At 74.4% G+C, this 25,014-nt stretch carries 21 protein-coding genes; 12 read left to right on the top strand and 9 right to left on the bottom strand.

Going from position 1 to position 25,014, the window contains the following annotated elements; genetic code table 11:
- Positions 1–161: 161 nt before the first annotated feature.
- Positions 162–1,496 carry a glycoside hydrolase family 18 protein gene (locus tag ACFWUQ_RS06205; protein WP_384533527.1) on the top strand — a complete coding sequence of 445 codons (1,335 nt, stop codon included), beginning with the start codon at positions 162–164 and terminating at the stop codon, positions 1,494–1,496.
- 220 nt (positions 1,497–1,716) lie between these two features.
- A complete protein-coding gene (locus tag ACFWUQ_RS06210; RefSeq protein ID WP_384533530.1) occupies positions 1,717–2,640 on the top strand; it encodes an aldo/keto reductase in 924 nt (307 codons plus the stop codon).
- A gap of 9 nt (positions 2,641–2,649) precedes the next feature.
- Here ACFWUQ_RS06210 and ACFWUQ_RS06215 read toward each other — a convergent pair whose 3' ends face one another.
- Positions 2,650–3,639, bottom strand: coding sequence for a PfkB family carbohydrate kinase (locus ACFWUQ_RS06215; protein WP_384533533.1), 990 nt, complete (start codon positions 3,637–3,639; stop codon positions 2,650–2,652).
- 35 nt (positions 3,640–3,674) lie between these two features.
- A complete protein-coding gene (locus ACFWUQ_RS06220; protein WP_384533535.1) occupies positions 3,675–4,376 on the bottom strand; it encodes a bifunctional 4-hydroxy-2-oxoglutarate aldolase/2-dehydro-3-deoxy-phosphogluconate aldolase in 702 nt (233 codons plus the stop codon).
- An 87-nt stretch (positions 4,377–4,463) separates the two neighbouring features.
- Between ACFWUQ_RS06220 and ACFWUQ_RS06225 the strand changes: the two genes are divergently transcribed.
- The gene (locus ACFWUQ_RS06225; RefSeq protein ID WP_384533538.1) at positions 4,464–5,276 is read left to right on the top strand and encodes an IclR family transcriptional regulator; all 813 of its coding nucleotides are present in this window, start codon (positions 4,464–4,466) and stop codon (positions 5,274–5,276) included.
- Between the two features lie 92 nt (positions 5,277–5,368).
- On the opposite strand, the gene ACFWUQ_RS06230 is transcribed toward ACFWUQ_RS06225, so the two are convergent.
- Positions 5,369–7,570: a tetratricopeptide repeat protein gene (locus ACFWUQ_RS06230; protein ID WP_384533541.1), complete on the bottom strand. Its 2,202-nt coding sequence runs from the start codon at positions 7,568–7,570 to the stop codon at positions 5,369–5,371.
- Positions 7,571–8,005: 435 nt separating this feature from the next.
- On the opposite strand from ACFWUQ_RS06230, the gene ACFWUQ_RS06235 reads away from it, so the two are divergent.
- Positions 8,006–9,757 carry a sigma-70 family RNA polymerase sigma factor gene (locus ACFWUQ_RS06235; protein ID WP_384533543.1) on the top strand — a complete coding sequence of 584 codons (1,752 nt, stop codon included), beginning with the start codon at positions 8,006–8,008 and terminating at the stop codon, positions 9,755–9,757.
- Between the two features lie 81 nt (positions 9,758–9,838).
- Here ACFWUQ_RS06235 and ACFWUQ_RS06240 read toward each other — a convergent pair whose 3' ends face one another.
- Positions 9,839–11,230: a glutamate decarboxylase gene (locus ACFWUQ_RS06240; RefSeq protein ID WP_384533546.1), complete on the bottom strand. Its 1,392-nt coding sequence runs from the start codon at positions 11,228–11,230 to the stop codon at positions 9,839–9,841.
- Positions 11,231–11,535: 305 nt separating this feature from the next.
- Between ACFWUQ_RS06240 and ACFWUQ_RS06245 the strand changes: the two genes are divergently transcribed.
- Positions 11,536–11,916: a tyrosinase cofactor gene (locus tag ACFWUQ_RS06245; protein WP_384533549.1), complete on the top strand. Its 381-nt coding sequence runs from the start codon at positions 11,536–11,538 to the stop codon at positions 11,914–11,916.
- On the top strand, positions 11,913–12,767 hold the full coding sequence (locus ACFWUQ_RS06250; RefSeq protein ID WP_384533551.1) for a tyrosinase family protein: 855 nt from the start codon (positions 11,913–11,915) through the stop codon (positions 12,765–12,767). The genes ACFWUQ_RS06245 and ACFWUQ_RS06250 overlap by 4 nt, the downstream gene beginning before the upstream one ends.
- On the opposite strand, the gene ACFWUQ_RS06255 is transcribed toward ACFWUQ_RS06250, so the two are convergent.
- Positions 12,716–13,411 (bottom strand): response regulator, encoded by a 696-nt coding sequence (locus tag ACFWUQ_RS06255; RefSeq protein WP_384533585.1) that lies wholly within the window; start codon positions 13,409–13,411, stop codon positions 12,716–12,718. The two genes, ACFWUQ_RS06250 and ACFWUQ_RS06255, sit on opposite strands and share 52 nt — an antisense overlap.
- A gap of 74 nt (positions 13,412–13,485) precedes the next feature.
- Positions 13,486–15,075, bottom strand: a complete 1,590-nt coding sequence (locus ACFWUQ_RS06260) for an ATP-binding protein (RefSeq protein WP_384533588.1) — start codon at positions 15,073–15,075, stop codon at positions 13,486–13,488.
- A 156-nt stretch (positions 15,076–15,231) separates the two neighbouring features.
- On the opposite strand from ACFWUQ_RS06260, the gene ACFWUQ_RS06265 reads away from it, so the two are divergent.
- Positions 15,232–16,608, top strand: a complete 1,377-nt coding sequence (locus tag ACFWUQ_RS06265; RefSeq protein ID WP_384533554.1) for a cation:dicarboxylate symporter family transporter — start codon at positions 15,232–15,234, stop codon at positions 16,606–16,608.
- A gap of 296 nt (positions 16,609–16,904) precedes the next feature.
- Positions 16,905–18,662 (top strand): S8 family serine peptidase, encoded by a 1,758-nt coding sequence (locus ACFWUQ_RS06270; RefSeq protein ID WP_384533556.1) that lies wholly within the window; start codon positions 16,905–16,907, stop codon positions 18,660–18,662.
- Positions 18,663–18,796: 134 nt separating this feature from the next.
- On the opposite strand, the gene ACFWUQ_RS06275 is transcribed toward ACFWUQ_RS06270, so the two are convergent.
- Both ACFWUQ_RS06275 and ACFWUQ_RS06280 read right to left on the bottom strand, forming a co-directional pair.
- On the bottom strand, positions 18,797–19,513 hold the full coding sequence (locus ACFWUQ_RS06275) for a (2Fe-2S)-binding protein (RefSeq protein WP_384533558.1): 717 nt from the start codon (positions 19,511–19,513) through the stop codon (positions 18,797–18,799).
- Between the two features lie 125 nt (positions 19,514–19,638).
- Entirely contained in the window at positions 19,639–20,439 is an 801-nt protein-coding gene (locus tag ACFWUQ_RS06280; protein WP_384533561.1) for an alpha/beta fold hydrolase, read from the bottom strand.
- 140 nt (positions 20,440–20,579) lie between these two features.
- On the opposite strand from ACFWUQ_RS06280, the gene ACFWUQ_RS06285 reads away from it, so the two are divergent.
- Both ACFWUQ_RS06285 and ACFWUQ_RS06290 read left to right on the top strand, forming a co-directional pair.
- Positions 20,580–21,266, top strand: coding sequence for a GNAT family N-acetyltransferase (locus ACFWUQ_RS06285; protein ID WP_384533563.1), 687 nt, complete (start codon positions 20,580–20,582; stop codon positions 21,264–21,266).
- 211 nt (positions 21,267–21,477) lie between these two features.
- Positions 21,478–22,614 (top strand): alpha/beta hydrolase, encoded by a 1,137-nt coding sequence (locus ACFWUQ_RS06290; protein ID WP_384533565.1) that lies wholly within the window; start codon positions 21,478–21,480, stop codon positions 22,612–22,614.
- Here ACFWUQ_RS06290 and ACFWUQ_RS06295 read toward each other — a convergent pair.
- On the bottom strand, positions 22,592–24,139 hold the full coding sequence (locus ACFWUQ_RS06295; RefSeq protein WP_384533568.1) for a carboxylesterase/lipase family protein: 1,548 nt from the start codon (positions 24,137–24,139) through the stop codon (positions 22,592–22,594). The two genes, ACFWUQ_RS06290 and ACFWUQ_RS06295, sit on opposite strands and share 23 nt — an antisense overlap.
- 103 nt (positions 24,140–24,242) lie before the next feature.
- Between ACFWUQ_RS06295 and ACFWUQ_RS06300 the strand changes: the two genes are divergently transcribed.
- Both ACFWUQ_RS06300 and ACFWUQ_RS06305 read left to right on the top strand, forming a co-directional pair.
- Positions 24,243–24,593, top strand: a complete 351-nt coding sequence (locus ACFWUQ_RS06300; protein WP_384533570.1) for a hypothetical protein — start codon at positions 24,243–24,245, stop codon at positions 24,591–24,593.
- Positions 24,594–24,690: 97 nt separating this feature from the next.
- Positions 24,691–24,972, top strand: coding sequence for a chaplin (locus ACFWUQ_RS06305; protein ID WP_384533573.1), 282 nt, complete (start codon positions 24,691–24,693; stop codon positions 24,970–24,972).
- Positions 24,973–25,014: the final 42 nt, after the last annotated feature.

A 25,014-nucleotide genomic window follows, 5' to 3' on the forward strand; every position in this document is an offset into this window, starting at 1 on the left:
TTCGGTCGACCGGTCAACCCGACCTCGGCGCGGGCCGAGGGCGTGCCGTCCGACCTGGCACTTTCGACCGCCCCCTTGACCACTCTGGTCCAGACCAATAGTTTCCGGCGTGCACCGCGCACGCGCTCACGCCCCACTCCCCGCATCCGCAAAGGAAGTCCATGCGCCGCAGCATGCTCGGCAGGCTGGTCATCGCCGCCTGCTCCCTCTCCCTGCTGACCGCCTTCGCACCCGCCGCGGGCGCCTCGCACGGCAAGGCGCCGGGCGGTCACGACCGCTCGTACAAGAAGGTCGGATACTTCACCCAATGGGGTGTGTACGGGCGGGACTTCCAGGTCCAGGACCTCGACGCGAACGGCTCCGCCGGCAAGCTCACGCACATCAACTACGCCTTCGGCAACGTCAGTCCGGAGGGCAAGTGCTTCACCGGCAGCATTCCCGGTGAGGCCGACGCGTGGGCCGACTACGGCCGCCCCCTCGACGCCGAGAACTCCGTGGACGGGGTCGCGGACACCTGGGACCAGCCCCTGGCGGGCAACTTCAACCAGCTGCGTGAGCTCAAGGCCAAGCACCCCGGCCTGAAAGTGCTCATCTCGCTCGGCGGTTGGAGCTGGTCCACCCACTTCTCGGACGCCGCGCTGACCCCCGCCTCCCGCAAGGCGTTCGTGGAGTCCTGCATCGACCTCTACATCAAGGGCAACCTGCCCCAGGACGGCACCCGCGGCGGCGCGGGCGCGGCCGCGGGGGTGTTCGACGGGATCGACCTCGACTGGGAGTGGCCCGGTTCCGCCGGTGACGCCGACACGAAGTTCCGCCCGGAGGACAGGCGCAACTTCACCGCGCTCGTCAAGGAGTTCCGCACCCAGCTCGACGCGTACGCGAAGACCCGGCCGAAGAAGACCGCGTACGAGCTGACGGCCTTCGTGCCGACCGCTCCCGCCAAGATCGACGCGGGCTTCGACGTCCGCCGGATCATGCGCGACCTCGACTTCGTGACCCTGCAGGGCTACGACTTCCACGTCTCCGGCGAGCCGGTCACCGCCCAGCAGTCCGCGCTCCGCGCCCGCGACGACTTCAGCGTCCAGGGCACCGTCGAGGCCTGGCAGCGGCGCGGCGCGCCCGCGCACAAGCTGGTGGTCGGCCTGCCGTTCTACGGGCAGGGCTGGACCGGTGTCAGCGGCGGCGGCGACGGGATGGGGCAGCCCGCCACGGGCCCCGCACCGGCCACCTGGTCCGCGGGGTACGAGGACTACAAGGCCCTGAAGCAGCTGGCCGAATCGGGGACCTACGAGCTCCACCGGGATGTGCGGGGCGGCCATGCCTGGCTCTTCGACGGCACCACCCTGTGGACGTACGACGACCCCCAGGTGTTGCGCTCCAAGACGCGCTACATCCGCGAAGAGGGCCTGGGCGGCGCCATGTTCTGGTCCCTGGACGCGGACACCGCCGACGGCGAGCTGATGACGGCCGTCGACCGGGGCCTGCGCGGCCGCTGACCGGCGCGGTCACCGACCGCGCCGCGCGCACCAGCCTGAACCGCCCCACCCGCACCACCCGCGCCACTTGCCCCACCCGCACCACCCCCGACCGGCGCCGCCGGGCCGCGACGCACACCGATCCGGCCGCCCCGCGCCGAACCCCCACCCGATCCGGCCCGGCGGCGCCTCTCCACGTACCGGCCGACCTGTCGGGACGACGGGCGGATACGGTCGCGTCATGCCTACCGACAAGATCAACGCCGCGGCCTCGGGAACGTGGCGGCTCGGCGACCTGACCGTCAACCGGCTCGGATTCGGCGCGATGCGACTGCCGCAGAGCGGGCGGGCCTTCGCCGCCGACGCCGTACCGCGCGACCGGAACCGCGCCATCGGCGTGCTGCGCCGTGCCGTGGAGCTCGGTGTCGACCACATCGACACGGCCTCCTTCTACTTCTCCCGGTTGCGCTCCGCCAACGAACTGATCAACCGCGCGCTCGGCCCGTACCCGGAGGGGCTGGTCATCAGCACCAAGGTCGGGCCCGGCCGCCATCCCGACGGGAGCTGGTGGTGGGCCGACCCGGGACAGCTGCGCGGGCAGGTGGAGGAGAATCTGCGCCAACTGGGCCGGGACCACCTGGACCTGGTCAACCTCCGCATCCGGCCCGGCCGGGCGGACGGGCCGATCGCCGAGCACTTCGGGGCGCTGGCCGAGCTCCGCACGGCCGGCCTGATCCGGCACCTGGGCCTCTCGTACGCCCTCCCCCACCACCTCGCCGAGGCCCGGTCCATCGCGCCGGTGGTGTGTGTGCAGAACCCGTACGGGATCGGCTCGCCCGCCGAGGACCACGCGTTCGTGGACGCGTGCGGGGAACAGGGCGTCGCTTTCGTCCCCTTCTTCGCCATCGCAGGCACGGGCAAGGAGTCCGGAGCGGTCGCGGACGACGAGGACCGGGTGCGCGCGGCGGCGCGGGCCCGCGGCGTCTCGCCGGCGCAGCTGCGCCTCTCGTGGACGCTGAGCCGCGGGCCGCACGTGCTGGCGATCCCGGGCACGGGCGATCCCGACCACCTGGCCGAGAACGTCGCGGCCGGGGCGCTGCGGCTGTCGGCACACGAGGTGGAACGGCTGACCCCGCCGGACAGTGCGGACACCTCGCTACCCTAGGACGGGGCGTCAGACCTGGTTTGCCAGGCCTCCGGCCCGCTCGGCGCTACCGGGCGCGCCGCTCCGGTGCGCGGCGGCCAGTGCCGCCGTCTCCGCGAAGGCGGGGACGCGGCCGGTGCCGCCGAGGCCGGAGACCGAGAGCGAGGCTGCGGCCGCTGCGTGCTCCACGGCCTCGGTGAGGGAGTCCCCCAGGACCAGCCGCGCGGTGGCGGTGCCGGTGAAGCAGTCGCCCGCGCCCGTCGCGTCGAGGGGCGCCGGGTTGGCGGGCACGGAGTGGTAGGTGGCCTCACCCCCGCGGTCGAGGAGCAGTCGGTCGGGCCCCGACGTGACGGCGACCGTACGGGCCCCGAGCCCGCGGAGCCGGGCGGCGGCGGTGCGCGGGTCGCCGGTGCCCACCAGCGCCCGCGCGTCGGCGGGGCAGGAGGTCTTGAGCAGCCCGGTGAGCGGAGCGATCCGGGCGAGCAGCGCCCTGGCCTCGGCGCGGCCGGTCAGCCGGGGACGGAAGTTGGGGTCGTACGAGAGGTGCCCGCCCGAGGCGTGCACGGCCCGGGCGGCCGCCAGTACGGCGGCGCGGCTGCTGAGCGAGAGGGCTCCGGTGACGCCGCTGGTGATCAGCGCGCCCGAGCCGGTCAGCAGCTCGCGCCAGGAGTCGACGTGGCGGGGTGAGAGCGTGGAACCCGCGCTGTGGGCGCGCCAGTAGACGAACTCGCGGTCGCCCCCGGTGTCGGCGGACAGCAGGTAGGCGCCGTTGGGCCGCGGGGCCCGGCGGACGTGGGAGGCGTCCACGCCCAGCTCCTCCACCCTGCGCAGCAGCGGCACGCTCAGCTCGTCGTCGCCCACGACGGCGAGCAGGGCGGTACGCGCCCCGGCGGCCGCCGCGGCGGCCGCGGCGTTAAGGGCGTCGCCGGAGTAGGAGAGCCGGGCCGGTGTGCCGTCGGTGGCGTCGCGCAGCGCGGTACCGGCGTGGATCTCGACGAGGACCTCACCGAGAACGAGCACGTCGTAGCGTCCGGACCCGGCCCGCCCGCCGCCTCTCAGCACGCGGGGCCCCGGGTCCGGACGGGGTCGGCGGCGGCCCGGACGGGGTCGGCGGCGCCGCGGTCGGCGCCGTCGGCGGGGCAGGGCCGGGCCGGCTCGGCGAACAGGGCTAACAGGGCGGCCAGTTCGCCCGGTTCGGTCGGCAGGCCGTCGCCGATGCCGACGGCGTCCGCACCGGCGGAGAGCCAGTCCCGGACCTCCGCGGGGCGGATCCCGCCGGTCGGCACGAGCAGCGCTCCGGGCAGGACCGCCCTGAGGGAGCGGATGAACCGCGGGCCTGCGACGTGCGCCGGGAACACCTTGGCGGCGCCCGAGGCCCGGACGGCGGCGGCGATCTCCCCGGGGGTGAACCCGCCCTCGACGAAGGCTGCTCCGCGGTGCTCGGCGACGGCCCGGACCTCGGCGGCCGGGTAGGGGGAGACCAGGAAGGCGGCGCCCGCGTCCAGGGCGGTGACGGCCTGCTCGGCGGTGGTGACGGTGCCGACGCCGATCAGGGCGGGGCGGCCGAGTGCGTCGGCGAGTCCGGCGGCGCGGGTAACGGCTCCGGCCCAACCGGGGGTGGAGGTGGTCAGTTCGACGGCCCGGCAACCCGCCGCGAGCAGGGCGGCCGTCCGCCGGACGGCCTCGTCCGCGTCGGCTTCGCGCAGCACCGGGAGCAGCCGCTGAGCGGCTATCACCGCGTACGGGTGGCAGGACAAGGGACCCTCCTGTTGTTCCACGTAATGGAACGGGGTATCGTGTGCCGGAACCAACTGGTCTAGACCCTACACATCTGGGGAGTCTCCGTGTCAACGGACGGGTCCGACGGGTCCGACAGGGCCGAGCGGGCGGAGGGTGGCGGCGCACGCGCCGGACGGACCTCGGCGGCCGGTTCCGCCCTGGAGAAGTCCCTGCGCGTACTGGAGGCGGTGGCCGCCCCGGGCGGGCCCCACCGGCTGGCCGACGTGACGGCGGCCGCCGCGGTGCCGAAGTCCAGCGCCTACCGGATCCTCGCCTCGCTCGTCCAGCAGGGCTTCGTCCGCCAGGAGAGCGGGAGCCGGTACGGGGTGGGTCCCCGATTGCGCGGGCTGTCCGCGCTGGTCAGCGGCGGGGAGCCGGCCAGCATCGAACGGATCCTCGGCGACCTGCGGCAGGCGACCGGCCAGACGGTGCACCTCGCCCTGCACAGCGGGGAGACGATCACCTACATCCGCAAGCTGGAGAGCGACCAGCCGTTCCGCACGGCCTCGCGGACCGGTATGCGCATGCCGCTGCACACGACCGCGATCGGCAAGAGCATCCTGGCGCACCTGCCGGACGAGGAGGCGGAAGCACTCCTCGCGGCCACCGGGCTGCCCCGCCGCACGCCGCGGACGCTCACCAGCATGCGGGAACTGCGCGCCCAGTGGGAGGAGATCCGCACCCGGGGGTTCGCGCTGGACGACGAGGAGAACGAGCCGACGATCCGCTGTATCGGCGCGGCGGTCCTCGCCCCGGACGGCAGGCCGATCGGCGGGGTCAGCGTCACCACCGTCACCTTCCTCGTCTCACGCGAGGAGATCGAGGCGTACGCCCCGGCCCTGCGCGCCGCCACCGAGGCCCTGCCCCCGCTGCTCTGAGGGGCGGCGTACGGCACCCCTCCGCTGCACCCCCGCCGCCGCCCGATGGCCCCCCCCGGTGGCACCGCCCGGTGGCGCCGCCCGGTCCGCGGTCAGCCCGTCCCGGCCAGGAGTTCGCGCGCGCGGCGCAGGTGGCGGTGGCCGGGCTCCAGGAACCGGGCGGATTCCGTGAGGACCCGGTGCAGCAGGTCCTCGGCTTCGTCCCGGCGGCCGACGGCCAGCAGGGCGCGGGACAGTTCCAGGCGGGTGTGCACCGCGTGCGGATGTTCGGCGCCCAGGACCCGGTCGCGGGCGGCGCTTGCCTCCGCCCAGGCCCGCCGCGCCTCGTCGAGCCGGCCCGCCCGGCCCGCGAGCGCGGCGAGGGTGGCGAGGGCGGCCAGGGTGTGGGGGTGGTCGGGGCCGAGCTCCTCGCGCGTGTCCGCGAGCAGAATGGCCGACTCCCGTCGGGCCGCGGCCGGTTCCGCGGCTCCGTACCAGATGAGGCCGCGGCGCAGGGCGAGCACGGCGGCGCCGTCCGCGACCTGGTCGACGGCCTCCCCGGGGCCGGTTGGCCGGGCGTCCGCCGGTCGGAGCCGCGTACGGTCGGCCAGCAGCGCCGCCAACTGGTCCGCGGCCGAGGCCCGGTCGCCCGCCTCACCGGTGGAGTACGCCAACTGGTGACGGGCGGCGAGGGTGTCGGGGTGGCCGGGACCGAGTGCCGCCGCCGCGTCGGCGGCGAGACCGGCGAACCGCGCGGCGGCGGCGCGGGGATGGCCCGCCTCACCGGTGAAGAAGGCCAGCTGGTGCCTGGCGGCGAGGGTGTCGGGGTGCCGGGTGCCGAACCGGAGCTCCCACCGGCGGGTGAGGGCGGCGAGGTCCGCGGCCGCCCGGCGCGGCCGGCCCGCGTCACCGGTGGCGACGGCCAGGGGCAGCGCGGCGGCGCCCACCCCGCCGGACAGCGCCCGGGAGAGGGCCTCGACCGCGCGGTCCGGCCGGCCGTCGAGGCGCGCGCGCAGGCCGAGGTCGTACGCGTCCTCGGGCTCGGCGCGGGCCAGCAGTCCCCGCCAGAGGTGCTCCGGGACCGGCCCGGGTCCCGGTAACCACCCGAGCAGGTGGTCGGGGGCGGTCGCGCCGCGGCCGGCGCCGTCCGGCAGCAGGCAGCCCGCCGGGGGCGCGGCCCCGGCCCCCGCCCCGGATCCGGCTCCGACCGCCCATTCCCATGCCTCGGCGAAGGGTTCGGGGCGCAGGTCCGTGCCGCCGCGGTCGGCCAGGTAGGGCGCGTGCAGTTCGCGCAGCCACGCGCGCGGTACGGGGCGGCGGAGCCCCGCCCGGCGGCAGTCCACGGCCGCCGCGACCACGGCGGCCCCGCGGGGGCGGGCGCCCGGGGCCCAGCCGCTCTCCCACCGCGACAGCGAGCGCGGACCGCCCGCGAGGGCTTCGGCCACCCCTACGTGCTCCCCGGCCCGCAACGCGGCGTCGATCCGCGGGTCCCCACGGTGCTCCCCGGCCCGCCGGCGCTCCTCGGGGGACCAGAGCCGGGCCAGTTCGACCACGGCGGAGGTACAGCGGAGCAGCTCGTGCGGGATCCGCCAGGAGTCCCGGTCGGAGCCCGTGAGGCGGGTGTCGTCACGGCCGCGGTAGCGCCGGTAGGCGTCGGGCCGCATCGTGGCGACCACCACGACCGCGCGCAGCTCGGCCAGATGGGCGGGGGTGAGGCCGCGGGCGCCGAGGTGGTCCTCCAGGCCGTCCAGCCACAGCACGGCGCGCCGCCGGCCGGCGGCGGCCCGAACCGCCTCGGGCAGGGCCGCGCGCGACAGCGGGCGCACGAAGGCGTGGCCCGGGAAGCACGAGCGCGTCACCTCGTACGCGAGCCGGGTGGTGCCCGCCAGGGGTTCGCCCAACAGCAGCACGAAGTGCGGGCCGCGCCCCGACAGGGCGGCGCGCAGGGCCGGTTCGGCGTCGCGCGCGACGAGGGCGGGGGGCCCGCCCGGGGAGTCGGCCGGATGGACTCCGGCCTGCTCGGGGCGGTCCAGCCGGCGCAGCCGGGGAATCCGTCCGGACGGGGTGCGCAGGAGCCGCCCCCGCGGCCGGTCGGCGGCCCCGGGCCCGCTCGCCGTTCGCCCGGTCGGCGGACAGCTCCGCCCGGTCGGCGGTGTCGGGGCGACCGGAGTCGACGGCGCCGCCGGCGCGGGGCGGGCCGCACCGGGCCGCACGGCCCCCGGCCCGGCGGCCCCCCGTCCGGCGGCCCCCCGTCCGGCGGCCCCCAGGGCGGCGGCGCCCAACGCTGCCGTCCACAGGGCGGCGGCCCAGAGCATCGCCGTCCAACTCCCGGACCCCGGGGTGCCCGCGGCGCACGCGCCCGCCGCGGCCAGGCTGAGAGCCGCCGCGCCCAACGCGACGGCGGCCGGTTGCCCCGTCCGGACGCGCCGGCGGCCGGAGCCCCGTAGGAAGCCCGGCGGGAACCCTCGTGAGAACTGGACCGACATGTCGCCCCCAACACGCCCTTGTCGCTCTATTGTCCCCCGCGAGCGCGTTCGGGAACCGTGCCGTACGCCGGGCTCGCGGGCCGGGTGCGGGGGGGGTGGGCGGGGATGTGCCCCGGGCCGGGGGATGCGATGCTGGCGCCCGGGGCGACGGCGCACCGCGAGAGGTTTCGGAGACGTCCCGCGGAAAAGTGTTATCGAGGCTCCTCACGTCGGTCTCCCAGGTATCGGGCATCACCGACCGCCGGTACGGACAGGGAACATCACATGACTACTCAGCACACGGCAGCGCTGGTGGCAGCGGCCCGCGCGGGCGATCCCCGCGCGCAGGACGAACTCGTCAGCGCCTTCCTGCCGCTCGTCTACAACATCGTCGGGCGGGCCCTGAACGGCTCCTGCGACGTGGACGACGTCGTGCAGGACACGATGCTGCGGGCGCTCGACGGGCTGGGCGGCCTGCGCGCGGACGAGAGCTTCCGCTCCTGGCTGGTGGCGATTGCGATGAACCGCGTACGGGCGTACTGGCAGGCCCGCCGGAGCGGTTCCGGCGAGAGCGGGCTGGAGGCGGCCGAGGACGTCGCCGACCCGGGCGCCGACTTCGCCGACCTGACGGTGGTCCGGCTGAACCTGTCGGGCCAGCGCCGCGAAACGGCTCGGGCCACCCGCTGGCTGGAGCCCGACGACCGGGCCCTGCTGTCGCTGTGGTGGCTGGAGTGCGCCGGCGAGCTGAGCCGGGCGGAGGTGGCCTCGGCCCTGGAGCTGTCCGCGCAGCACACGGCGGTACGCGTACAGCGGATGAAGGCGCAACTGGAGTCGGCCCGGGTCGTGGAGCGGGCGCTGGAGGCGCAGCCGCCGTGCGAGGGGCTGCGGAGCCTGGTGGCGGGCTGGGACGGCGGGCCCTCCACCCTGTGGCGCAAGCGAATAGCCCGGCACGCCCGCGAGTGCGTGCGCTGCTCCGGCCTGTGGAACGGACTGGTTCCGGCGGAGGGGCTGCTCGCGGGCCTGGCCCTGGTCCCGGTCGCGGCGGCCCTGCTCGCCGGCGTCCGGACGGCCGCCGCGGGCGGTCTCGTACCCGCGGGGTCCGCCCGGGGGTACACCGATGCCGCCTTCACGGACGCGGCTGCCCCGGACGCCACCTCCACGGACGCCGCCACCCCGGACGCCGCCTTCGCGGACGCGGCGACGCAGCTCGTCCCCACCGTGTCCGGACCGAGCCGGGCGGCCCGCCGCCGCGCGGGCGACCTGGGCGCGGGCGCCGAGGCGGGCCCGGGCGGCCGCGGCGCGGTACGCAAGCGGCGGCGGAACCGCCGCCGGGTGATCGGGGGCGCGGTGATCGCGGCGTGTGTGGCGGGCGGCGGCCTCACGTACCTCGGCACGCTGCCCGGAGCGGGCGACGCGGAGGCGGGAGGTACGGCTCCGGCCGCGCCCGTGGCCGCCCTGTCCGCCACCGAGTCCGCCGGGCTGCCGTCCGCTTCGGCCTCCCCGTCCGCCTCCCCCTCCCCCGAGGCCTCGCCCTCTCCCTCCGCCCCGCCGAGCCCGACCGCGGCGAGCCCCACTCCGACTCCCTCCCCGACCCGTACCCCCGCCGCCTCGCCGGCCCCGCGGACCTCCGCGCCCGCGCCGGCGCCCGCGCCGCAGGGAACGGCCGGCCAGGTCGTGGCCCTGGTCAACGCCGAGCGGGCGGCCGCCGGGTGCGGGCCGCTGAAGGAGGACGCCCAGCTGCGCGCGGCCGCCCAGGGGCACTCCGACGACATGGCGCGGCGGGACTTCTTCTCGCACACCAGCCCCGACGGCTCGGATCCGGGCGGGCGTACGACGGCCGCCGGGTACCGGTGGTCGACGTACGGGGAGAACATCGCCAAAGGCCAGCAGACCCCGAAATCGGTGATGGACGCGTGGATGAACAGCGAGGGGCACCGCAAGAACATCCTCAACTGCGCGTTCAAGGACATCGGGGTGGGGATCCACCAGGGGCCGGGAGGCCCCTGGTGGACGCAGAACTTCGGCGCCCGGCAGTAGCGGCGGCCACGGGGGGCGCGGCGGCGGGAGGCGTGGCGGGAGGGCCCGACCGCCTCACCGCGCGGCCCCGGCCGGCCTCCGTCAGTGGTGGAAGCCGGAGCGGGGCGGTGCGGCCGGAACGGGCGGGGGCGTCGCCGTGAGGTGGTCCACCGCCTGCCTCAGGTCGTCCGCGAGCAGGGCGATCTGGTCGCGGGTGACTCCGTGCCGGACCAGGACGCGCTGGATCACCGTCTCCTCGCGGTCGGCGGGCAGCGGGTACGAGGGCACCTGCCAGCCGCGCATCCGCAACCGGTCGGAGAGGTCGTAGAGGCTGAAGCCGGCTCCGGCGGGGTCGGTGAGCGTGTAGGAGACGGCGGGAAGGGCTCCCTGGCCGTCGTACAGGAGGGTGAAGGGGCCCATCTCCTCGATCCGGCCCGCCAGGTAGCGGGCGGTGTCGGCACAGGCCTGCTGGACCCTCCGGTAGCCGCTGCGGCCGAGTCGCAGGAAGAGGTAGTACTGGGCGATGACCTCGCCGCCCGGGCGGGAGAAGTTGAGGGCGAAGGTCGGCATGTCGCCGCCCAGGTAGTCCACGGTGAAGACGAGGTCCGCCGGCAGCAGGTCCGCGGTGCGCCAGACGATCCAGCCGACGCCCAGGGGCGCGAGCCCGTACTTGTGGCCGGAGGTGTTGATGGAGGCGACGCGCGGGAGCCGGAAGTCCCACACGACGTCGGGGTGGAGGAAGGGCGCGACGAAGGCGCCGCTGGCCCCGTCCACGTGGATGGGGACGTCCCACCCCCGCTCGGCCTGGATCCGGTCGAGCTCGGCGGCGATCTCGGTGACGGGCTCGTAGTCGCAGGTGTAGGTCACGCCGAGGATGGCCACGACCCCGATGGTGTTCTCGTCGACGTGGTCGGCGAGCTGGTGGGCGCGCAGTCCGGTGGCTCCGGGCTCCAGCGGTACCTGGCGCAGCTCGACGTCGAAGTACCGGGCGAACTTCTCCCAGCAGACCTGGACGGGCCCGCAGACCAGGTTGGGCCGGTCGGTGGCGAGGCCCTCGGCGCGGCGGCGTGCGCGCCAGCGCCACTTGAGGGCCAGGCCGCCGAGCATGGCGGCCTCGCTGGAGCCGGTGGTGGAGCAGCCGGCGGCGGGCGTCCCACCGGGGGCGTTCCACAGGTCCGCGAGGATGCTGACGCAGCGGGACTCGATCTCGGCCGTCTGCGGGTACTCGTCCTTGTCGATCATGTTCTTGTCGAGGCACTCGTTCATCAGGCGGTGCACGCCGTCGTCCGACCATGTGGTGCAGAAGGTGGCCAGGTTCTGGGCGGCGTTGCCGTCGAGGAGGAGCTCGTTGTGCAGCAGCTCGTAGACGACCTCGGTGGACGAGTGGTCCTCGGGCATCCGGTACTTGGGCAGGATCTGGCCGCTCAGGGTGGACGCGAACACGTCCGTGTCGGCGTCGGGAGCCTGGTTGTCCTTCGTCGCATGAAGAGCCATATCCGGACTATAGGTGCCGATTCCGCAGATATGCCGTAGACCGTACGGAAGCGGCGGCACACCCCACCCCGCACTCCATCGACACGCACGGCTTCCGGCCGTCTCCGGACTGTGACCCCTCCCATAGCGGTCCATGGTCAACAACAAAAACTACTGTCGGGTAAGGTTCTTCTTGGAGATCTTCCCGTCACGACCACTGGAGCCGGTACGGACGGGAAGATCATCCATCTGGTTCTACGCGCAACTTATCCGCTGATGTCCGGATAGATGTCAACTGCGCCCGGGGCCCTGGTAGTTCTTCCGCCATGAACACGATCACCCGTCGGCAGGCCTTGAGCACCACTGCCGGCGCCCTCAGCGTCCTCGGCCTCGCCGGCGCCACCGCGCACGCGGCCGTCACCGACTCCCGCGCCGCCACACCCGCCGGCACGGTCGACGAGGTCTACCAGGGCCGCCGCATCCGCATCACGCCCGGCGGAGGCGGCCACCACGGGGGCCACCACTCCCCCGGCCTGCCCACCGTCCGAATAGACGGCCGAGAACTGCACGTCATGCGCAACGCCGACGGCAGTTGGATCAGCGTCGTCAACCACTACGAGACGTACCCCGACCCCGCCTCGTTGGCCCGCGCCGCGGTCCGCGAGCTCCAGGGCGCCGTCCTCGCCCCCTTCGGCGGTGCGGCATGACCGTCCGCAAGAACCAGGCCGCGCTCAGCCCCGAGGAGAAGCGGGCCTTCACCGCCGCCCTGCTGGAGCTCAAGCGCACCGGCGCCTACGACCGCTTCGTCACCACCCACAACGGCTTCATCATGGCTGACACCGACTCCGGCGACCGGGTGGGCCACCGCTCACCCTCCTTCCTGCCCTGGCACCGGCGCTTCCTGCTGGAGTTCGAGGCGGCGCTGCAGAAAGTGGATCCGGCCGTCGCGCTCCCGTACTGGGACTGGACCGCGGACCGCACCGCGGGTTCCTCCCTGTGGGCCCCCGACTTCCTCGGCGGCACCGGGCGGGCCCGCGACGGGCAGGTCCTCGACGGACCCTTCGCCCACGCGACGGGCAAGTGGAACGTGAACGTGCGCGTGGACGGCCGCGCGTACCTGCGCCGCGCGCTCGGCGTCGGCGTGGCCCAGCTCCCCACGAAGGCGGAGGTGGACTCGGTGCTCGCCATGCCGGTCTACGACATGGCCCCGTGGAACAGCGCCTCGGACGGCTTCCGCAACCACCTGGAGGGCTGGCGGGGCGCCAACCTGCACAACCGGGTGCACGTCTGGGTCGGCGGGCAGATGGCGACGGGGGTCTCGCCCAACGACCCGGTGTTCTGGATGCACCACGCCTTCATCGACAAGCTGTGGGCCGACTGGCAGGCCCGGCATCCGCAGTCCGCCTACCTGCCGGCCGCGGGGACGGCCAACGTCGTGGACCTGCACGACACGATGCGGCCGTGGAACGACGTGACTCCCGCGGACATGCTGGACCACCGGAAGTTCTACACCTTCGACACCGAACCGGCCGCTCCCGCGCCGGCCAGCCAGCGGTAGTGCAGTTCGGGGCGGCCGACCTGGCCGTACCGGGGCGTCCGGTCCGCGCGGCCGGTGTCCACCAGGTGCTCCAGGTAGCGGCGGGCGGTGATCCGGGACATCCCGGCCGCCCCGGCCGCCCCCGCCGCCGTCAGCCCTTCGGGGGCAGCCCGCAGCAGGGCGGCGACCCGGTCCAGGGTGGGCGCGCTGAGCCCCTTGGGGAGTTCGGCGGGCCGGGGCGCGCGCAGGGCGGCCACCGCCCGGTCCACGTCGTCCTGGCCGGCCGCCTCGCCGGCGGTCGCGCGGAACTCGGCGTAGCGCAGCAGGCGTTCGCGCAGGGTCGGGAAGGCGAAGGGCTTCAGTACGTACTGGACCACGCCGAGCGAGACGCTCTCGCGGACCACGGCGAGGTCGCGCGCCGAGGTCACCACGATCACGTCGACGGGGTGCCCGGCGGCCCGCAGCCCGCGGGCGAAGCGCAGCCCGTGGCCGTCGGGCAGCCCGAGGTCGAGGAGCAGCAGGTCGACCCGGGTCCGCTCCAGGACCCGGGTGGCCTCGGCGAGCGAGTGCACGGCCCCGACGGCCGTGAAGCCGGGCACCCGCGCGACGTACAGCGCGTGCGCGTCGGCGGCGACCGGGTCGTCCTCGACGACCAGGACCCGCACGCCGGGGTCGCCCGCACCGGTGCCGCCCGCGCCGCGCCCGCCCCCGCCCCCGCCCGCGCCGCGCCCGCCCCCGCTCACGCCGGGCCGCCCGCGGCGTGCGGATCCGAGGCCGCGGGCGCGGGGCCCGGCGGCGGCGGTGCCGGCAGCCGGACGGTGAACTCGGCGCCGCCTCCGGGGCCGTCGATGGCGACGGCGGTTCCGCCGTAGCGCTGGGCGACCTGGCGGACCAGGGCGAGGCCCAGGCCCCGGCCCTCGCCCTTGCCGGACCAGCCCCGGCGGAAGACGTCCACCCCCGGCGGCAGCCCCGGACCGTTGTCGGCGACCCGCAGCAGGAGCTGGTCGCGGTCGGGCCGCAGGGTCACCGCGATGCGCGCCCCCGGCACGGCCGTGACGGCGTCCACCGCGTTGTCGATGAGGTTTCCCAGGACGGTGACCAGGTCGCGGGCCGGCGGCAGCCCGCCGCCGTCGGCGAGGCTGCGGCTGTCCGAGGTGACGACCAGCTCCACCCCGCGCTCGTGGGCCTGCGCCGCCTTGCCCAGCAGCAGGGCCACCAGCACCGGCTCCCCGACCGCGCTGACCACCTCGTCGGTGAGGGCCTGGGCGAGCTCCAGCTCGGCGGTGGCGAAGTCCACCGCCTCGTCCGCCCGACCGAGTTCGATGAGCGAGACCACGGTGTGCAGGCGGTTGGCCGCCTCGTGGGCCTGGGAGCGCAGGGCCTGGGTGAAGCCGCGCTCGTGGTCCAACTCGCCGGTCAGGGCCTGGAGTTCCGTGTGGTCCCGGAGGGTCACCACGGTGCCCCTGCGGCCGCCGCCCGCGACGGGTGAACTGTTGACGACGAGCACCCGGTCCGCGGTGAGGTGCACCTCGTCCACCCGGGGCCGGTCGGCGAGCAGCGCCCCGGTGAGCGGTGCGGGCAGTCCGAGGTCGGCGACGCCGGCGCCGGTCATCTCACCGCCGAGGCCCAGCAGTTCCCGCCCCGCGTCGTTGATCAGGGTGATCCTGCGCTGCCCGTCGAGCATCAGCAGCCCCTCCCGGACCCCGTGCAGAGCCGCCTGATGGTAGTCGTACATCCGGCTCAGCTCGTCCGCGTTCATGCCGTGGGTATGGCGGCGCAGTCGGGCGTTGACGACGTACGTGCCCGCTCCGCCGAGGGCGAGCGCCCCGGCCGCGACCCAGGCGAGCGACGAGAGCTGTGCTCCCAGCCGGTCGCTGATCGCGCGCACGGTGATGCCCGCGCTGACCATGCCGACGACGCGGTCGCCGTCGGTGAGCGGGGTGACCACCCGGATCGAGGGGCCCAGGGTGCCGGTGTAGGTCTCGCTGAAGGTCTCGCCGCGCAGCGCAGGAGCGGTGTTGCCGAGGAACGGCTCGCCGATGCGGCGGGGGTCCGGGTGGGTCCAGCGCCGCCCGTCGGGGGCCATGATCGTCACGAAGTCCACGCCGGAGTCCGTGCGGACCCGCTCCGCGTACGGCTGGAGCGCGAGCGAGGGGTCCTCCCCGGCCGCCGAGCCCCGTACAGCCTCCCGCACGGACGGGGAGTCCGCGACCGCGCGGGCCACCGCCCCCGCCTGACGCCGGGCGGCCTCCTCGGCCTGGCCGCGCGCGGTGGCGTACGCGAAGACCGCGCACCCCGCCACGACGACGGCGACCAGCAGGACCTGCATCGCGAAGAGCTGGCCGGCGAGGCTGCGCGGCGGGCGGGGAATGCGGAACATGGCGTTCAGTGTGCACCGGGCCGTGAACTCAATGAACGCAAGGGTGACCGGGGTCACAGCGTCGGGTGATGGTCTCCCGGGACGTATTCACCACCAGGAGGCATCGTGGCCGCCAGGCGCGACAGAACGCACTATCTCTACATCGCGGTGATCGCCGCGGTGCTCCTCGGCATCGCCGTCGGCTTCGCCGCACCCGGCGTGGCCGTGGAGCTGAAGCCGCTCGGCACGGGCTTCGTGAACCTCATCAAGATGATGATCTCGCCCGTGATCTTCTGCACGATCGTGCTGGGGATCGGGTCGGTCCGCAAGGCCGCCAAGGTCGGCGCGGTGGGCGGGCTCGCCCTCGGCTACTTCATGGTGATGTCGACGGTGGCCCTCGCCATCGGCCTGCTGGTCGGCAACCTGCTGGAGCCGGGCAGCGGACTGCACCTCACCGAGGCGGCCCGCAGCGCGGGCGAGGCCCAGGCCGAGGCCGGCGGGGCGGAGGGCACCGCGGAGTTCCTGCTCGGGATCATCCCGACCACGATGGTGTCCGCCTTCACCGGGGGCGAGGTGCTCCAGACCCTGCTGGTGGCCCTGCTGTGCGGGTTCGCCCTGCAGGCCATGGGCGCGGCGGGCGAGCCGGTGCTGCGCGGGATCGGGCATGTGCAGAAGCTGGTCTTCCGCATCCTGGCCATGATCATGTGGGCCGCGCCGGTCGGCGCCTTCGGGGCGATCGCGGCGGTGGTCGGCGCGACCGGCATCGACGCGCTCAAGTCCCTCGCCGTCATCATGATCGGCTTCTACACCACCTGCCTGCTGTTCGTCTTCGTCGTCCTCGGGACGCTGCTGCGGGTGTGCACGGGGGTCAGCGTCTTCGCCCTGCTGCGCTACCTGGGCCGGGAGTTCCTGCTGATCCTCTCCACCTCCTCGTCGGAGTCGGCGCTGCCGAGGCTGATCGCGAAGATGGAGCACCTGGGCGTGTCCCGCCCGGTCACCGGGATCACGGTGCCCACCGGGTACTCCTTCAACCTGGACGGGACCGCGATCTACCTGACGATGGCCTCGCTGTTCGTCGCCGAGGCGATGGGCCGGCCGCTCGCGCTCGGCGAGCAGATCTCGCTGCTCCTGTTCATGATCATCGCGTCGAAGGGCGCGGCGGGGGTGACGGGCGCGGGGCTGGCCACGCTCGCCGGCGGGCTGCAGTCGCACCGGCCGGAACTCGTGGACGGCGTCGGCCTGATCGTGGGCATCGACCGGTTCATGAGCGAGGCCCGGGCGCTGACCAACTTCGCGGGCAACGCCGTCGCGACCGTGCTGATCGGCACCTGGACGAAGGAGTTCGACCGCGCCCGCGCCGGCGAGGTCCTCGCGGGCCGGCTGCCGTTCGACGAGTCCACGCTGGTCGACGACGGGCACGGCGCGCCGTCACCCGGTAAGGGACCGGCCCCCACCGCCGTTCCGGTCCAGCCGGACAGCGACAAGGACGGCGTACCGGTATAGGCCGCCTCTCCCGGATCCCGCCGGTGCGCCCGCGCGGTCCGGCCGGTCAGGGCTCGCCCCCACGGTGCCCAGACGGGTCGGCCCGGCGCATTCTCCGCAGTTGTCACCCATAGTCGGTTTTCCACCACCGATCAACGAACCCCCATGCTGCAAAAGGTACTTCCGTAACAGGCTGTGTGCATGACATCTTGCGTCCACCACTTGTTTCGTACGACCCGGCGGGTGCCGCGTGCACCACCGGGTCTTCGGAGGACGCATTGATACCCCACATATCCAGCCGACCTCGACGTACCCTCGTGCTGGCCGCCACGCTCGGCGCAGCACTCGTCCTCGGGGCTCCGGCGGCGCTCGCCGGGACCGCTCCGGTCTCTCCCTCCGCGCCCGCCAAGGCCTTCGCCGCGGCGCCGACTTCCCAGAGTGCGACCTGGGCTGCCGGCACCCGCGCCTACCTGGTGATCACCGCTCCCGGTGACAGCACCGCGGTGCGCAGCGCCGTGACCGCCAACGGCGGCTCGGTGTTCGCCCACTACGACGCCATCGGCGTGGTAGTCGCCCACTCCACCTCGGGCACGTTCGCCGCCACGATGCGCGGCGTCAGCGGCGTGCAGAAGGTGGGCGCGACCCGCACCTCGGACGTGCCGGCGGACGCCTACAACCCTGCTCTCCCCGCGAACCCGGCGCAGTCCGCCACCGGTTCGGGCGAGCCGGTCCGCGCCGACATGAGCCAGATCAAGGCGGACCAGGCCTGGGCCGTCACCACCGGCTCCGCCACCGTCAAGGTGGGCATCCTCGACACCGGTGTGGACGACCAGCACCAGGACCTCGCGCCGAACTTCAACGCGGCGGACTCCGCCTCCTGCGCCTACGGCAAGGCGGACACCCGCGCCGGGGCGTGGCGCGACGTCGGCACCCACGGCACGCACGTGGCCGGTACGGTCGCGGCGGCCAAGAACGGCAAGGGCGTCATCGGCGTCGCCCCGGGTGTGAAGATCTCCTCGGTGCGCATCGCCGAGCCCGGCTCCTCGCTCTTCTTCGCCGAGAACACCATCTGCGGGTTCATGTGGGCGGGTGACCACGGCTTCAAGGTCACCAACAACAGCTACTACACGGACCCGTGGCAGTTCAACTGCCCGGACAACCTCGACCAGGCCGCCATCATCGAGGGCACCCGGCGCGCGCAGGAGTACGCGGAGGGCAAGGGCTCGCTCCAGGTCGCCGCGGCGGGCAACTCCAACTACGACCTCGCCAACAAGACGACGGACTCCGAGAGCCCGAACGACTCGACGCCGGTCACCCGCACCATCACCAACGCGTGCATCGACATCCCGACCGAGCTCCCGGGCGTCGTGACGGTCTCCTCGATGGGCAGCGCCACCGCCAAGGCCTCGTACTCCAACTTCGGCCGCGACGTGATCGACGTGGCGGCCCCGGGCGGCGACGCCGTGGGCATCTACAGCACGCTGCCCGGCGGCAAGTACGGCAGCATGAGCGGCACCTCGATGGCCTCCCCGCACGTCGCGGGCGTCGCGGCGCTCCTGGCCAGCACCAACCCGGGCATCACGCCGGCGCAGATCCGCGAGAAGCTGGCCACCCAGGCCACCGACATCGCCTGCCCGTCGGACGGCCGCTGCACCGGCACCACCGCGAAGAACGCGTTCTTCGGCGAGGGCCAGGTCGACGCCCTCAAGGCGGTCGGCGCCACGCCGCCGCCCGGCAAGTTCTTCCAGAACCCCGGTGACTTCGCCATCGGCGACAACAGCACCGTGGAGAGCCCGATCACCGTCACCGGGGTGACCGGCAACGCCCCGGCCACCCTCAAGGTCGGCGTGACCGTCGTGCACACCTACATCGGTGACCTGAAGGTCGACCTGGTCGCCCCGGACGGCTCCGTGTACACGGTGCACAACCGGTCCGGCGGCAGCACGGACAACATCAACCAGACGTACACGGTCAACGCCTCCTCGGAGGTCGCGAACGGCACGTGGAAGCTCCGCGTGAACGACAACGCCGGTGGCGACACCGGCCGGATCGACGCCTGGAACCTCACCTTCTAGCGTGGGGGACGCCGCCGTGCCCGGGCCGAACGCCGGGGCGCGGCGGCGTCGTCATGTCCGCGCGCCGCCATCGCCGCGCCCGCACCTCATCCCGCCGTCCCGCCGTCACGCCATCGCGTCAGCGGGCCGTCGCGTCAGCGGGCCGTCGCGCCGTCGCGCTGTCGGGTGCGCAGTACGCAGTCCCCGCAGTAGCCGCCGCCGGGCACCCGGTAATAGAGGCAGCAGCTGTTGCGCACGAAGGCCACTCCGAGTCCCTCCTCGTGGACGAAGGTGCCGGCGCCGGCCAGAGCGCCCCCGTCGGCCAGCAGGTCCGCGGTCAACGCCACCGCGGCGCCCGCAGGCACCCGGTCGATCAGCACCCGCAACGCCCCGACCAGTCCCGACGCGGCATTGCCGCGCAGCACCCGCGGCGAGACCCCGAACCGCCCGCGCAGGGCGGTGTCGAGCACGGCCAGGTTCCCGAGGACGTTCTCCCCCAGCGCCCCGGCCGGCAGCCAGACCGGCTCGGGCAGCCAGAGCTCCAGCGACCCGGCGTCCGGCAGCCGCCACCACACCCGGTCGGCGCCCAGGTCCGGCACCCGCCCGGCCAGCGCGGCGCAGCCCAGCCCCAGCGACCACAGCCGCGAGGCGATGCCGAGCTGCGCCGTCGAGGCGGCCACCCGCCCCGGCCCGCTGCGGGTGCGCCGGCCCACCTCGGCCACGTACGGGTCGAGCCGCTCCCCGTACAGCGCGGCCAGCGGTCGAAAGCCCGGGCCGGGCGGCTCCTTCCCGTACGGCACGGCGAAGAAGGGGCCGACGGAGGCGAGGCGGCGCAGCACGTCGTCCGTGGCGCTCTCTTGGGCGAAGTCCATGCCGGAGATGGTCTCAGGCCGGTCGCGCGGCCGGCCGGCCGGTGGGGTGCGGTCGGCCACTCGGGTGGAGCCGGGCACCGCACATGTGTCGCAGGCGCCGTCCGCGACCCCTCCGCGCCCACTCCTCACAGTCCGGCGAGGAACTCCAGGAGCGCCGCGTTGAAGGCCTCCGGCTGCTCCACTCCCGGCAGGTGGCCGGCCCGCTCGATCACCGCGAGCACCGAGTGCGGCATCAGCGCGTGCAAGGCCTCGGCCTCGGCGACGGGGGTGTAGACGTCGTCGGCGCCCACCACGACCAGGCAGGGCTCGGTCGTGGCCGCGAGCACGGGGCGGTAGTCGGGGCGCTCGGCGCGCCCCCTCAGGGCGGCGGCCGCGCCCTGGGGGTCGGTCGCGCACATCATGGCGCTGATCCGTGCCGCGGCCTCCGGCATACCGGTGACGTTGTAGGGGGCCAGCATCTTGCCGATCACCTCTTCGGCGTAGGGCCGCATGCCTTCCGCGAGCAGCCGGTCGGCGAGCTCGCGCCGCCGCTTCCTGCCGTCCTCGGTCTCCGGCAGCGGCGAGGTGTCGGAGAGCACCAGGGCCCGTACCAGACCCGGGTGGCGCAACCGCATCTCCATGGCGATCTGGCCCCCCATGGACACGCCGCCGAACACCGCCCGACCGATGCCCAGCCGGCCGAGCAGAGCGGCGGTGTCGTCCGCGAGGGCGGCGAGCGGGACCGTGCCCGGCTCCGCCGGGTTCTGCCCGTATCCGCGCAGGTCAGGCGCGATAACGCGGTAGCCCGCGGCGGTCAGCGCGGCCGTCTGGGGAGCCCACATGGTGCGATTGAACGGATGTCCGTGGATCAGGATGACGGGTGCTCCGTCACGGGGGCCGGAGTCGTCGAAAAACTCTGTCGCGCCGTTGCCTGCGAGGGGGTTCATGGGACCACGGTAAGGGGCTACATTGAGCCACCCGCGTTCACCTGACCGCCTGTTGCCTTTCACTCGTGTTTTGCACGGGGGGCGACGTCAGAAACGCAGACTGTGCAACCACCCCACCGCCCAGAAGGACCGAAGGCTCCGTGCCCGTACCCGTACTCCTCGCCGGCCGCAGCGTGCGGCTTGAGCCCCTCGCCCCCCACCACACCGAGGCCCTTGCCCTTGCTGGGGCCGAGGACCGTACGACGTACGCCTTCACTCCCGTGCCCCACGGCGTGCAGGCGTCCCACGAGTACATCGACCGCGCCCTCGCCGATCAGGCGGCCGGGCGATCGCTTCCGTTCGCGGTGGTCAGAGCCGCGGACGGGCGGGTCGTGGGCTCGACCCGGTTCCTGGAACTCGACTACTGGCAGGGGCCCCTGGTGTGGCCCGCCGTGCCCGGCGTCCCGTTCGGTGACCCGGCGACCGCGGTCCCCGACGCCGCCGAGATCGGCAACACCTGGCTGTCCCCGGGCGCCCAGGGCACCGGGATCAACACCGAGGCGAAGCTGCTCATGCTGCGGCACGCCTTCGAGACCTGGGGAGTGCGGCGCGTCTCCCTGCGAGCGGACGCCCGCAACGGCCGCTCGCGGGCCGCGCTGGAACGTCTCGGCTTCACCTCCGAAGGGGTGCGCCGGGCCCATTCCCGGGGGCTCGACGGCGCGGTGCGCAGTACGGCCTTCTACTCGGTCCTCGACGAGGAGTGGCCGGCCGTGCGGTCGGTCATCGAACTGCGGCTGTCCGCCGCGGCGCAGCGCAAACGGCGCCGCAAGACCCTGGTCCCCGCCTGAACGACGCGACGGTCCCGCTGCGGCCCCCGCCCCGGCCCTCCCCAGGAGCCCGGGGCGGGGCCGCGGTCGCGGCGGGCGTCGGGCGACCGGCTGGGCAATCAGCTCCCCCGGACCGTCCCAAGAGTTGTAAAAACGCGGAACCCGGACATCCGTGCGCTCATCCTCGGGACCGTAAGACGCAGAAGACGCGAAGACGGAGAGCCACCCGCACATGTCGTACGCACCCGACGGGCAGCAGTACCAGCCGTACCGGCCGGAAGGACAGCGGCCGCCAGAACCCCGGGCGCGACGCGGGTCGCGGGTCCGGCGGTGGGTGATCGCGGGCGCCTCCGTCCTCGCGCTCGCCGGTACGGCCGCCCTCGTGCTGGACCACTTCGAGATACCCCCCTTCACCGACAAGGGCGCCGCCGTGTCGTTCGGGCCGGCCGCCGGGGGCACCGGCGAGCCCGGTTCCGGGGACGGGCAGCGGGCGGGCTCCAGGATGCTGATGCCGACGGGCCCGGCAGCCGAGTTCAAGAACTCGATGACCCTGCCCGACGGGACGCACGTCGCCGTCACCACACTGGACGGCAGGAAGTCCGGCTTCAAGGGCAAGGTGTGGGTCTGGGCGCCCAAGGAGTACAACGACCCGAAGTTCGCCAGGAGCGGCTTCCCCGTCATGATCGCCCTGCCGGGCGGCGCCGGCTTCCCGAACAACTACTGGATGGGCACCGACCTCGGCCTCCAGACGAGCATCAGCACGTGGTACGCCCAGGGCAGGAGCAAACCCTTCATCCTGGCCATGCCGGTACTCAACCCGGGCCCCGACGACAAGGGCGTCTACTGGGACGGCTCCGACATACCCGGCCAGCCCAAGATGGGGACCTGGCTCACCGAGGACGTGCCCGACCTGGTGAAGGCGAACTTCCGCACCGTGAAGTCGCGTGACGGATGGGCGTTCATGGGCTCCTCCACCGGTGGGTTCGCCGGCCTGAAGGCCGTGCTGAAGCACCCCGACCGGTTCAAGGCGGTGATCGCCTCCGGTCCGGACATCGTCCCGGACTCGCCGCTGTGGAAGGGGCACGACAAGGAGAAGGCCGAGAACAACCCCGAGCTGCTGGCACAGCAGCTCATCGACCGCAAGGGCCCCGACGTGTACCTCGCCTTCCAGGTCGGCGACAGCGAGAACAACAAGAAGACCCTGCCGGACGTGGAGAGGTTCATCGCCGCCTTCGGCGGCAAGGGCCCGGTCCACACCGACCTCAAGATCATCAAGGGTGGCCGGCACAACGCGAAGACCTACGTCCCCGCCATGGGTGAGGGGCCGATCCAGTTCATCAGCGACGTCATGGAAGGACCTGTCGAGTAGCGTCCGGCGCGCCTACCGGCGAGTCCCCCACGACCGTGTCCCCCACCGCCGGGTCCCGCATCACCGGGTCCCCGCCCCGGCTCCCCGGTGGCGGTCCCCCGAACGCCTTCGGCCGGTCCCCGGGCCGCCAGGGCTCCCACCCCGGGTCACCGCCGGCCGCGAAAGCCACCCACGCCCCGTGCATCTCCCGGGCGAGCGCCTTCGGGGCGTCCGGGCCCGCCAGCCAGGTGGCCTCGGGCACGTCGAGAGTGTCGAACACGAAGCCCAGCTCCAGCGCGTGGCAGGCGCCGAGCCCGGGGACGCCGGAGGGCCAGCCGAACTCGTACAGGTGGCTCGGCGCCGACCGGCGCGCCCCGGCCAGCCGCCGCAGCGGGTCGCGCAGCAGCCGGTCGGTGAGCAACTGCCCCGCGAGATCGGCCGGTCCGGCCCCGGGCAGGGCCGCGCGCAGCGCCCGTACGTCGGCCCGGTCCTTGCCGCCGCGACGCCGGGCCAGCGCCACCGCCATCGGGCCCAGCCGCTCCAGCAGCCGCATCCCGCCGGTGGGCGCGAGCCAGAGCCGGTACTCCTGGGCGGTCCATCCCATCAGCAGCGGTACGTCCCCGGAGGCGGGGTCGGGGCCGGCCAGGGCGTCGAGCGGGTCGACGGGGAGCGTGTCGGGGTCGGTGACCAGCCCGAAGGCCGGCCCGCCGAGGAGCGGGCCCGAGCGGCGCAGCACGGCGCCCTGGGCGGCGAGCAGGTCCGGCAGGGGTGTGGCGGTGAAGGCCTCGGCGGTGGCCCGTGTCCGCAGCAGCGAGGCCATCCGCCGGACCACGGCCCGGACCCGGTCGCGGGGCAGCGCCTCCGGGGCGCCGCTCTGCAGGACGGCCCGGGCGAAGAGCCCCTCGGCGCGGGGTGCGGCGAGCAGCGCGCCGACGCTGATGGCGCCGGCCGACTCGCCGAAGACGGTGACGCGGCCGGGATCTCCGCCGAAGGCCTCGATGTTGTCGCGGACCCATTCCAGCGCGGCGATCTGGTCCAGGAGGCCGCGGTTGGCGGGGGCGTCGGGGAAGAGTCCGTAGCCCAGGACGCCGAGGCGGTAGTTGAAGGAGACGAGCACGACGCCGTCGCGGGCGAAGGCCGAGCCGTCGTAGACCGGCACCGCGGCCGAGCCCCGGGTGAGCGCCCCGCCGTGGATCCACACCATGACGGGCAGTCCGGCGCCGCGGGCGGGGCTCGGCGTCCAGACGTTGACGTTCAGGCAGTCGTCCCCGGGGATCTCCGGGTCGGGCAGCAGCGCCGCGAACGCGTCCGGGTAGGGCACCTTCGGCGCGGTGGGGCCGTACGCCCCGGCATCCCGTACGCCGTCCCAGGCCGCCGGGGGCGCGGGCGCGGCGAAGCGCAGGGCGCCGACGGGCGGGGCGGCGTACGGGATGCCCCGGAAGGAGGCCGTTCCCGCGCCGTCGGTCCGGCCCTCGACCACGCCGTACCGGGTCCCGACCCGGGGCCCGCCGCCGCTGTACTCGCCGTGGCCGCCCGCCGCGCTCATCGCATGTCCTCCCGAGTCCCGTGTGCTGTGCCGGCACCGTCGCACAGCCGTCCAACGGGTGACAAGGCGTGACCGTGCCCCGGCGCGGCCCGGTTGGACCGGCATGCGAACCCTGCGTATCCACCACACCGTGCGAACCGTCCTGCGGGCCGGGTCGGTGCCCGCCGTGCTCCTGGCCGCCGCCGCACTCGCCGCCGGCCCGGCCGGGGCGGCCCCGGGACCGGACTTCCAGTACGTCGGCCAGGACGACCGGGTACACGGCCTCGTCGCCCCGCGCGGCTGCGTCGAGGCGGAGGGCGGCGGCCTCCGGGCGGTCACCAACGCGACGCGCGGCACCGCGACCCTCTACCGGGACCCGGGCTGCGCCGGCCCGGTGGTCGAGGTGCTGCGGCCCGGCGCGGTCACCCAGGTGCGGCCCTACTTCGCGTCGATCCGGTTTCCCGTCACCAGGTAGGCGCAGCGGCCGTGACCCTTGGGCCATCGCTGCGTTGTATGCCATGTCAAATGCCGCAGATTCTGTGGCGCCCCCCATATCTCACGAGGAGATCTTGATGTCGCGTATCGCGAAGGCATTCGCCATCACCGCTGTCGCCGGTAGCGCCGTGGCCGCCGGCGCGGGTCTGGCCGTCGCCGATGCCGGAGCGCACGGTGCGGCGGTCGGCTCCCCCGGTGTCCTGTCGGGCAACCTGCTCCAGGTCCCGGTGCACGTCCCGGTCAACGTCTGCGGTAACACCGTCAACGTGATCGCCCTGCTGAACCCGGCGTTCGGCAACACCTGCGTCAACGCCTCCGGTGGCGGCGCCGAGCACCACACCGAGGGCTACGGCGGCTGATCCGCCGTACGAGTGAAGGGCCCCCGCCGTACGGCGGGGGCC

The sequence above is a fragment of the Streptomyces sp. NPDC058662 genome, from assembly GCF_042716255.1.
Classification (GTDB): Bacteria; Actinomycetota; Actinomycetes; order Streptomycetales; family Streptomycetaceae; genus Streptomyces.

Bases quoted from the DNA above. Each gene is read 5' to 3' on its own strand.
- ACFWUQ_RS06295 (WP_384533568.1), bottom strand. From the start codon at position 24,139: ATGAGCGCGGCGGGCGGCCACGGCGAGTACAGCGGCGGCGGGCCCCGG.
- ACFWUQ_RS06275 (WP_384533558.1), bottom strand. From the start codon at position 19,513: ATGGACTTCGCCCAAGAGAGCGCCACGGACGACGTGCTGCGCCGCCTC.
- ACFWUQ_RS06280 (WP_384533561.1), bottom strand. From the start codon at position 20,439: ATGAACCCCCTCGCAGGCAACGGCGCGACAGAGTTTTTCGACGACTCC.
- ACFWUQ_RS06305 (WP_384533573.1), top strand. From the start codon at position 24,691: ATGTCGCGTATCGCGAAGGCATTCGCCATCACCGCTGTCGCCGGTAGC.
- ACFWUQ_RS06250 (WP_384533551.1), top strand. From the start codon at position 11,913: ATGACCGTCCGCAAGAACCAGGCCGCGCTCAGCCCCGAGGAGAAGCGG.
- ACFWUQ_RS06235 (WP_384533543.1), top strand. From the start codon at position 8,006: ATGACTACTCAGCACACGGCAGCGCTGGTGGCAGCGGCCCGCGCGGGC.
- ACFWUQ_RS06260 (WP_384533588.1), bottom strand. From the start codon at position 15,075: ATGCAGGTCCTGCTGGTCGCCGTCGTCGTGGCGGGGTGCGCGGTCTTC.
- ACFWUQ_RS06245 (WP_384533549.1), top strand. From the start codon at position 11,536: ATGAACACGATCACCCGTCGGCAGGCCTTGAGCACCACTGCCGGCGCC.
- ACFWUQ_RS06205 (WP_384533527.1), top strand. From the start codon at position 162: ATGCGCCGCAGCATGCTCGGCAGGCTGGTCATCGCCGCCTGCTCCCTC.
- ACFWUQ_RS06290 (WP_384533565.1), top strand. From the start codon at position 21,478: ATGTCGTACGCACCCGACGGGCAGCAGTACCAGCCGTACCGGCCGGAA.
- ACFWUQ_RS06300 (WP_384533570.1), top strand. From the start codon at position 24,243: ATGCGAACCCTGCGTATCCACCACACCGTGCGAACCGTCCTGCGGGCC.
- ACFWUQ_RS06230 (WP_384533541.1), bottom strand. From the start codon at position 7,570: ATGCTCTGGGCCGCCGCCCTGTGGACGGCAGCGTTGGGCGCCGCCGCC.
- ACFWUQ_RS06240 (WP_384533546.1), bottom strand. From the start codon at position 11,230: ATGGCTCTTCATGCGACGAAGGACAACCAGGCTCCCGACGCCGACACG.
- ACFWUQ_RS06210 (WP_384533530.1), top strand. From the start codon at position 1,717: ATGCCTACCGACAAGATCAACGCCGCGGCCTCGGGAACGTGGCGGCTC.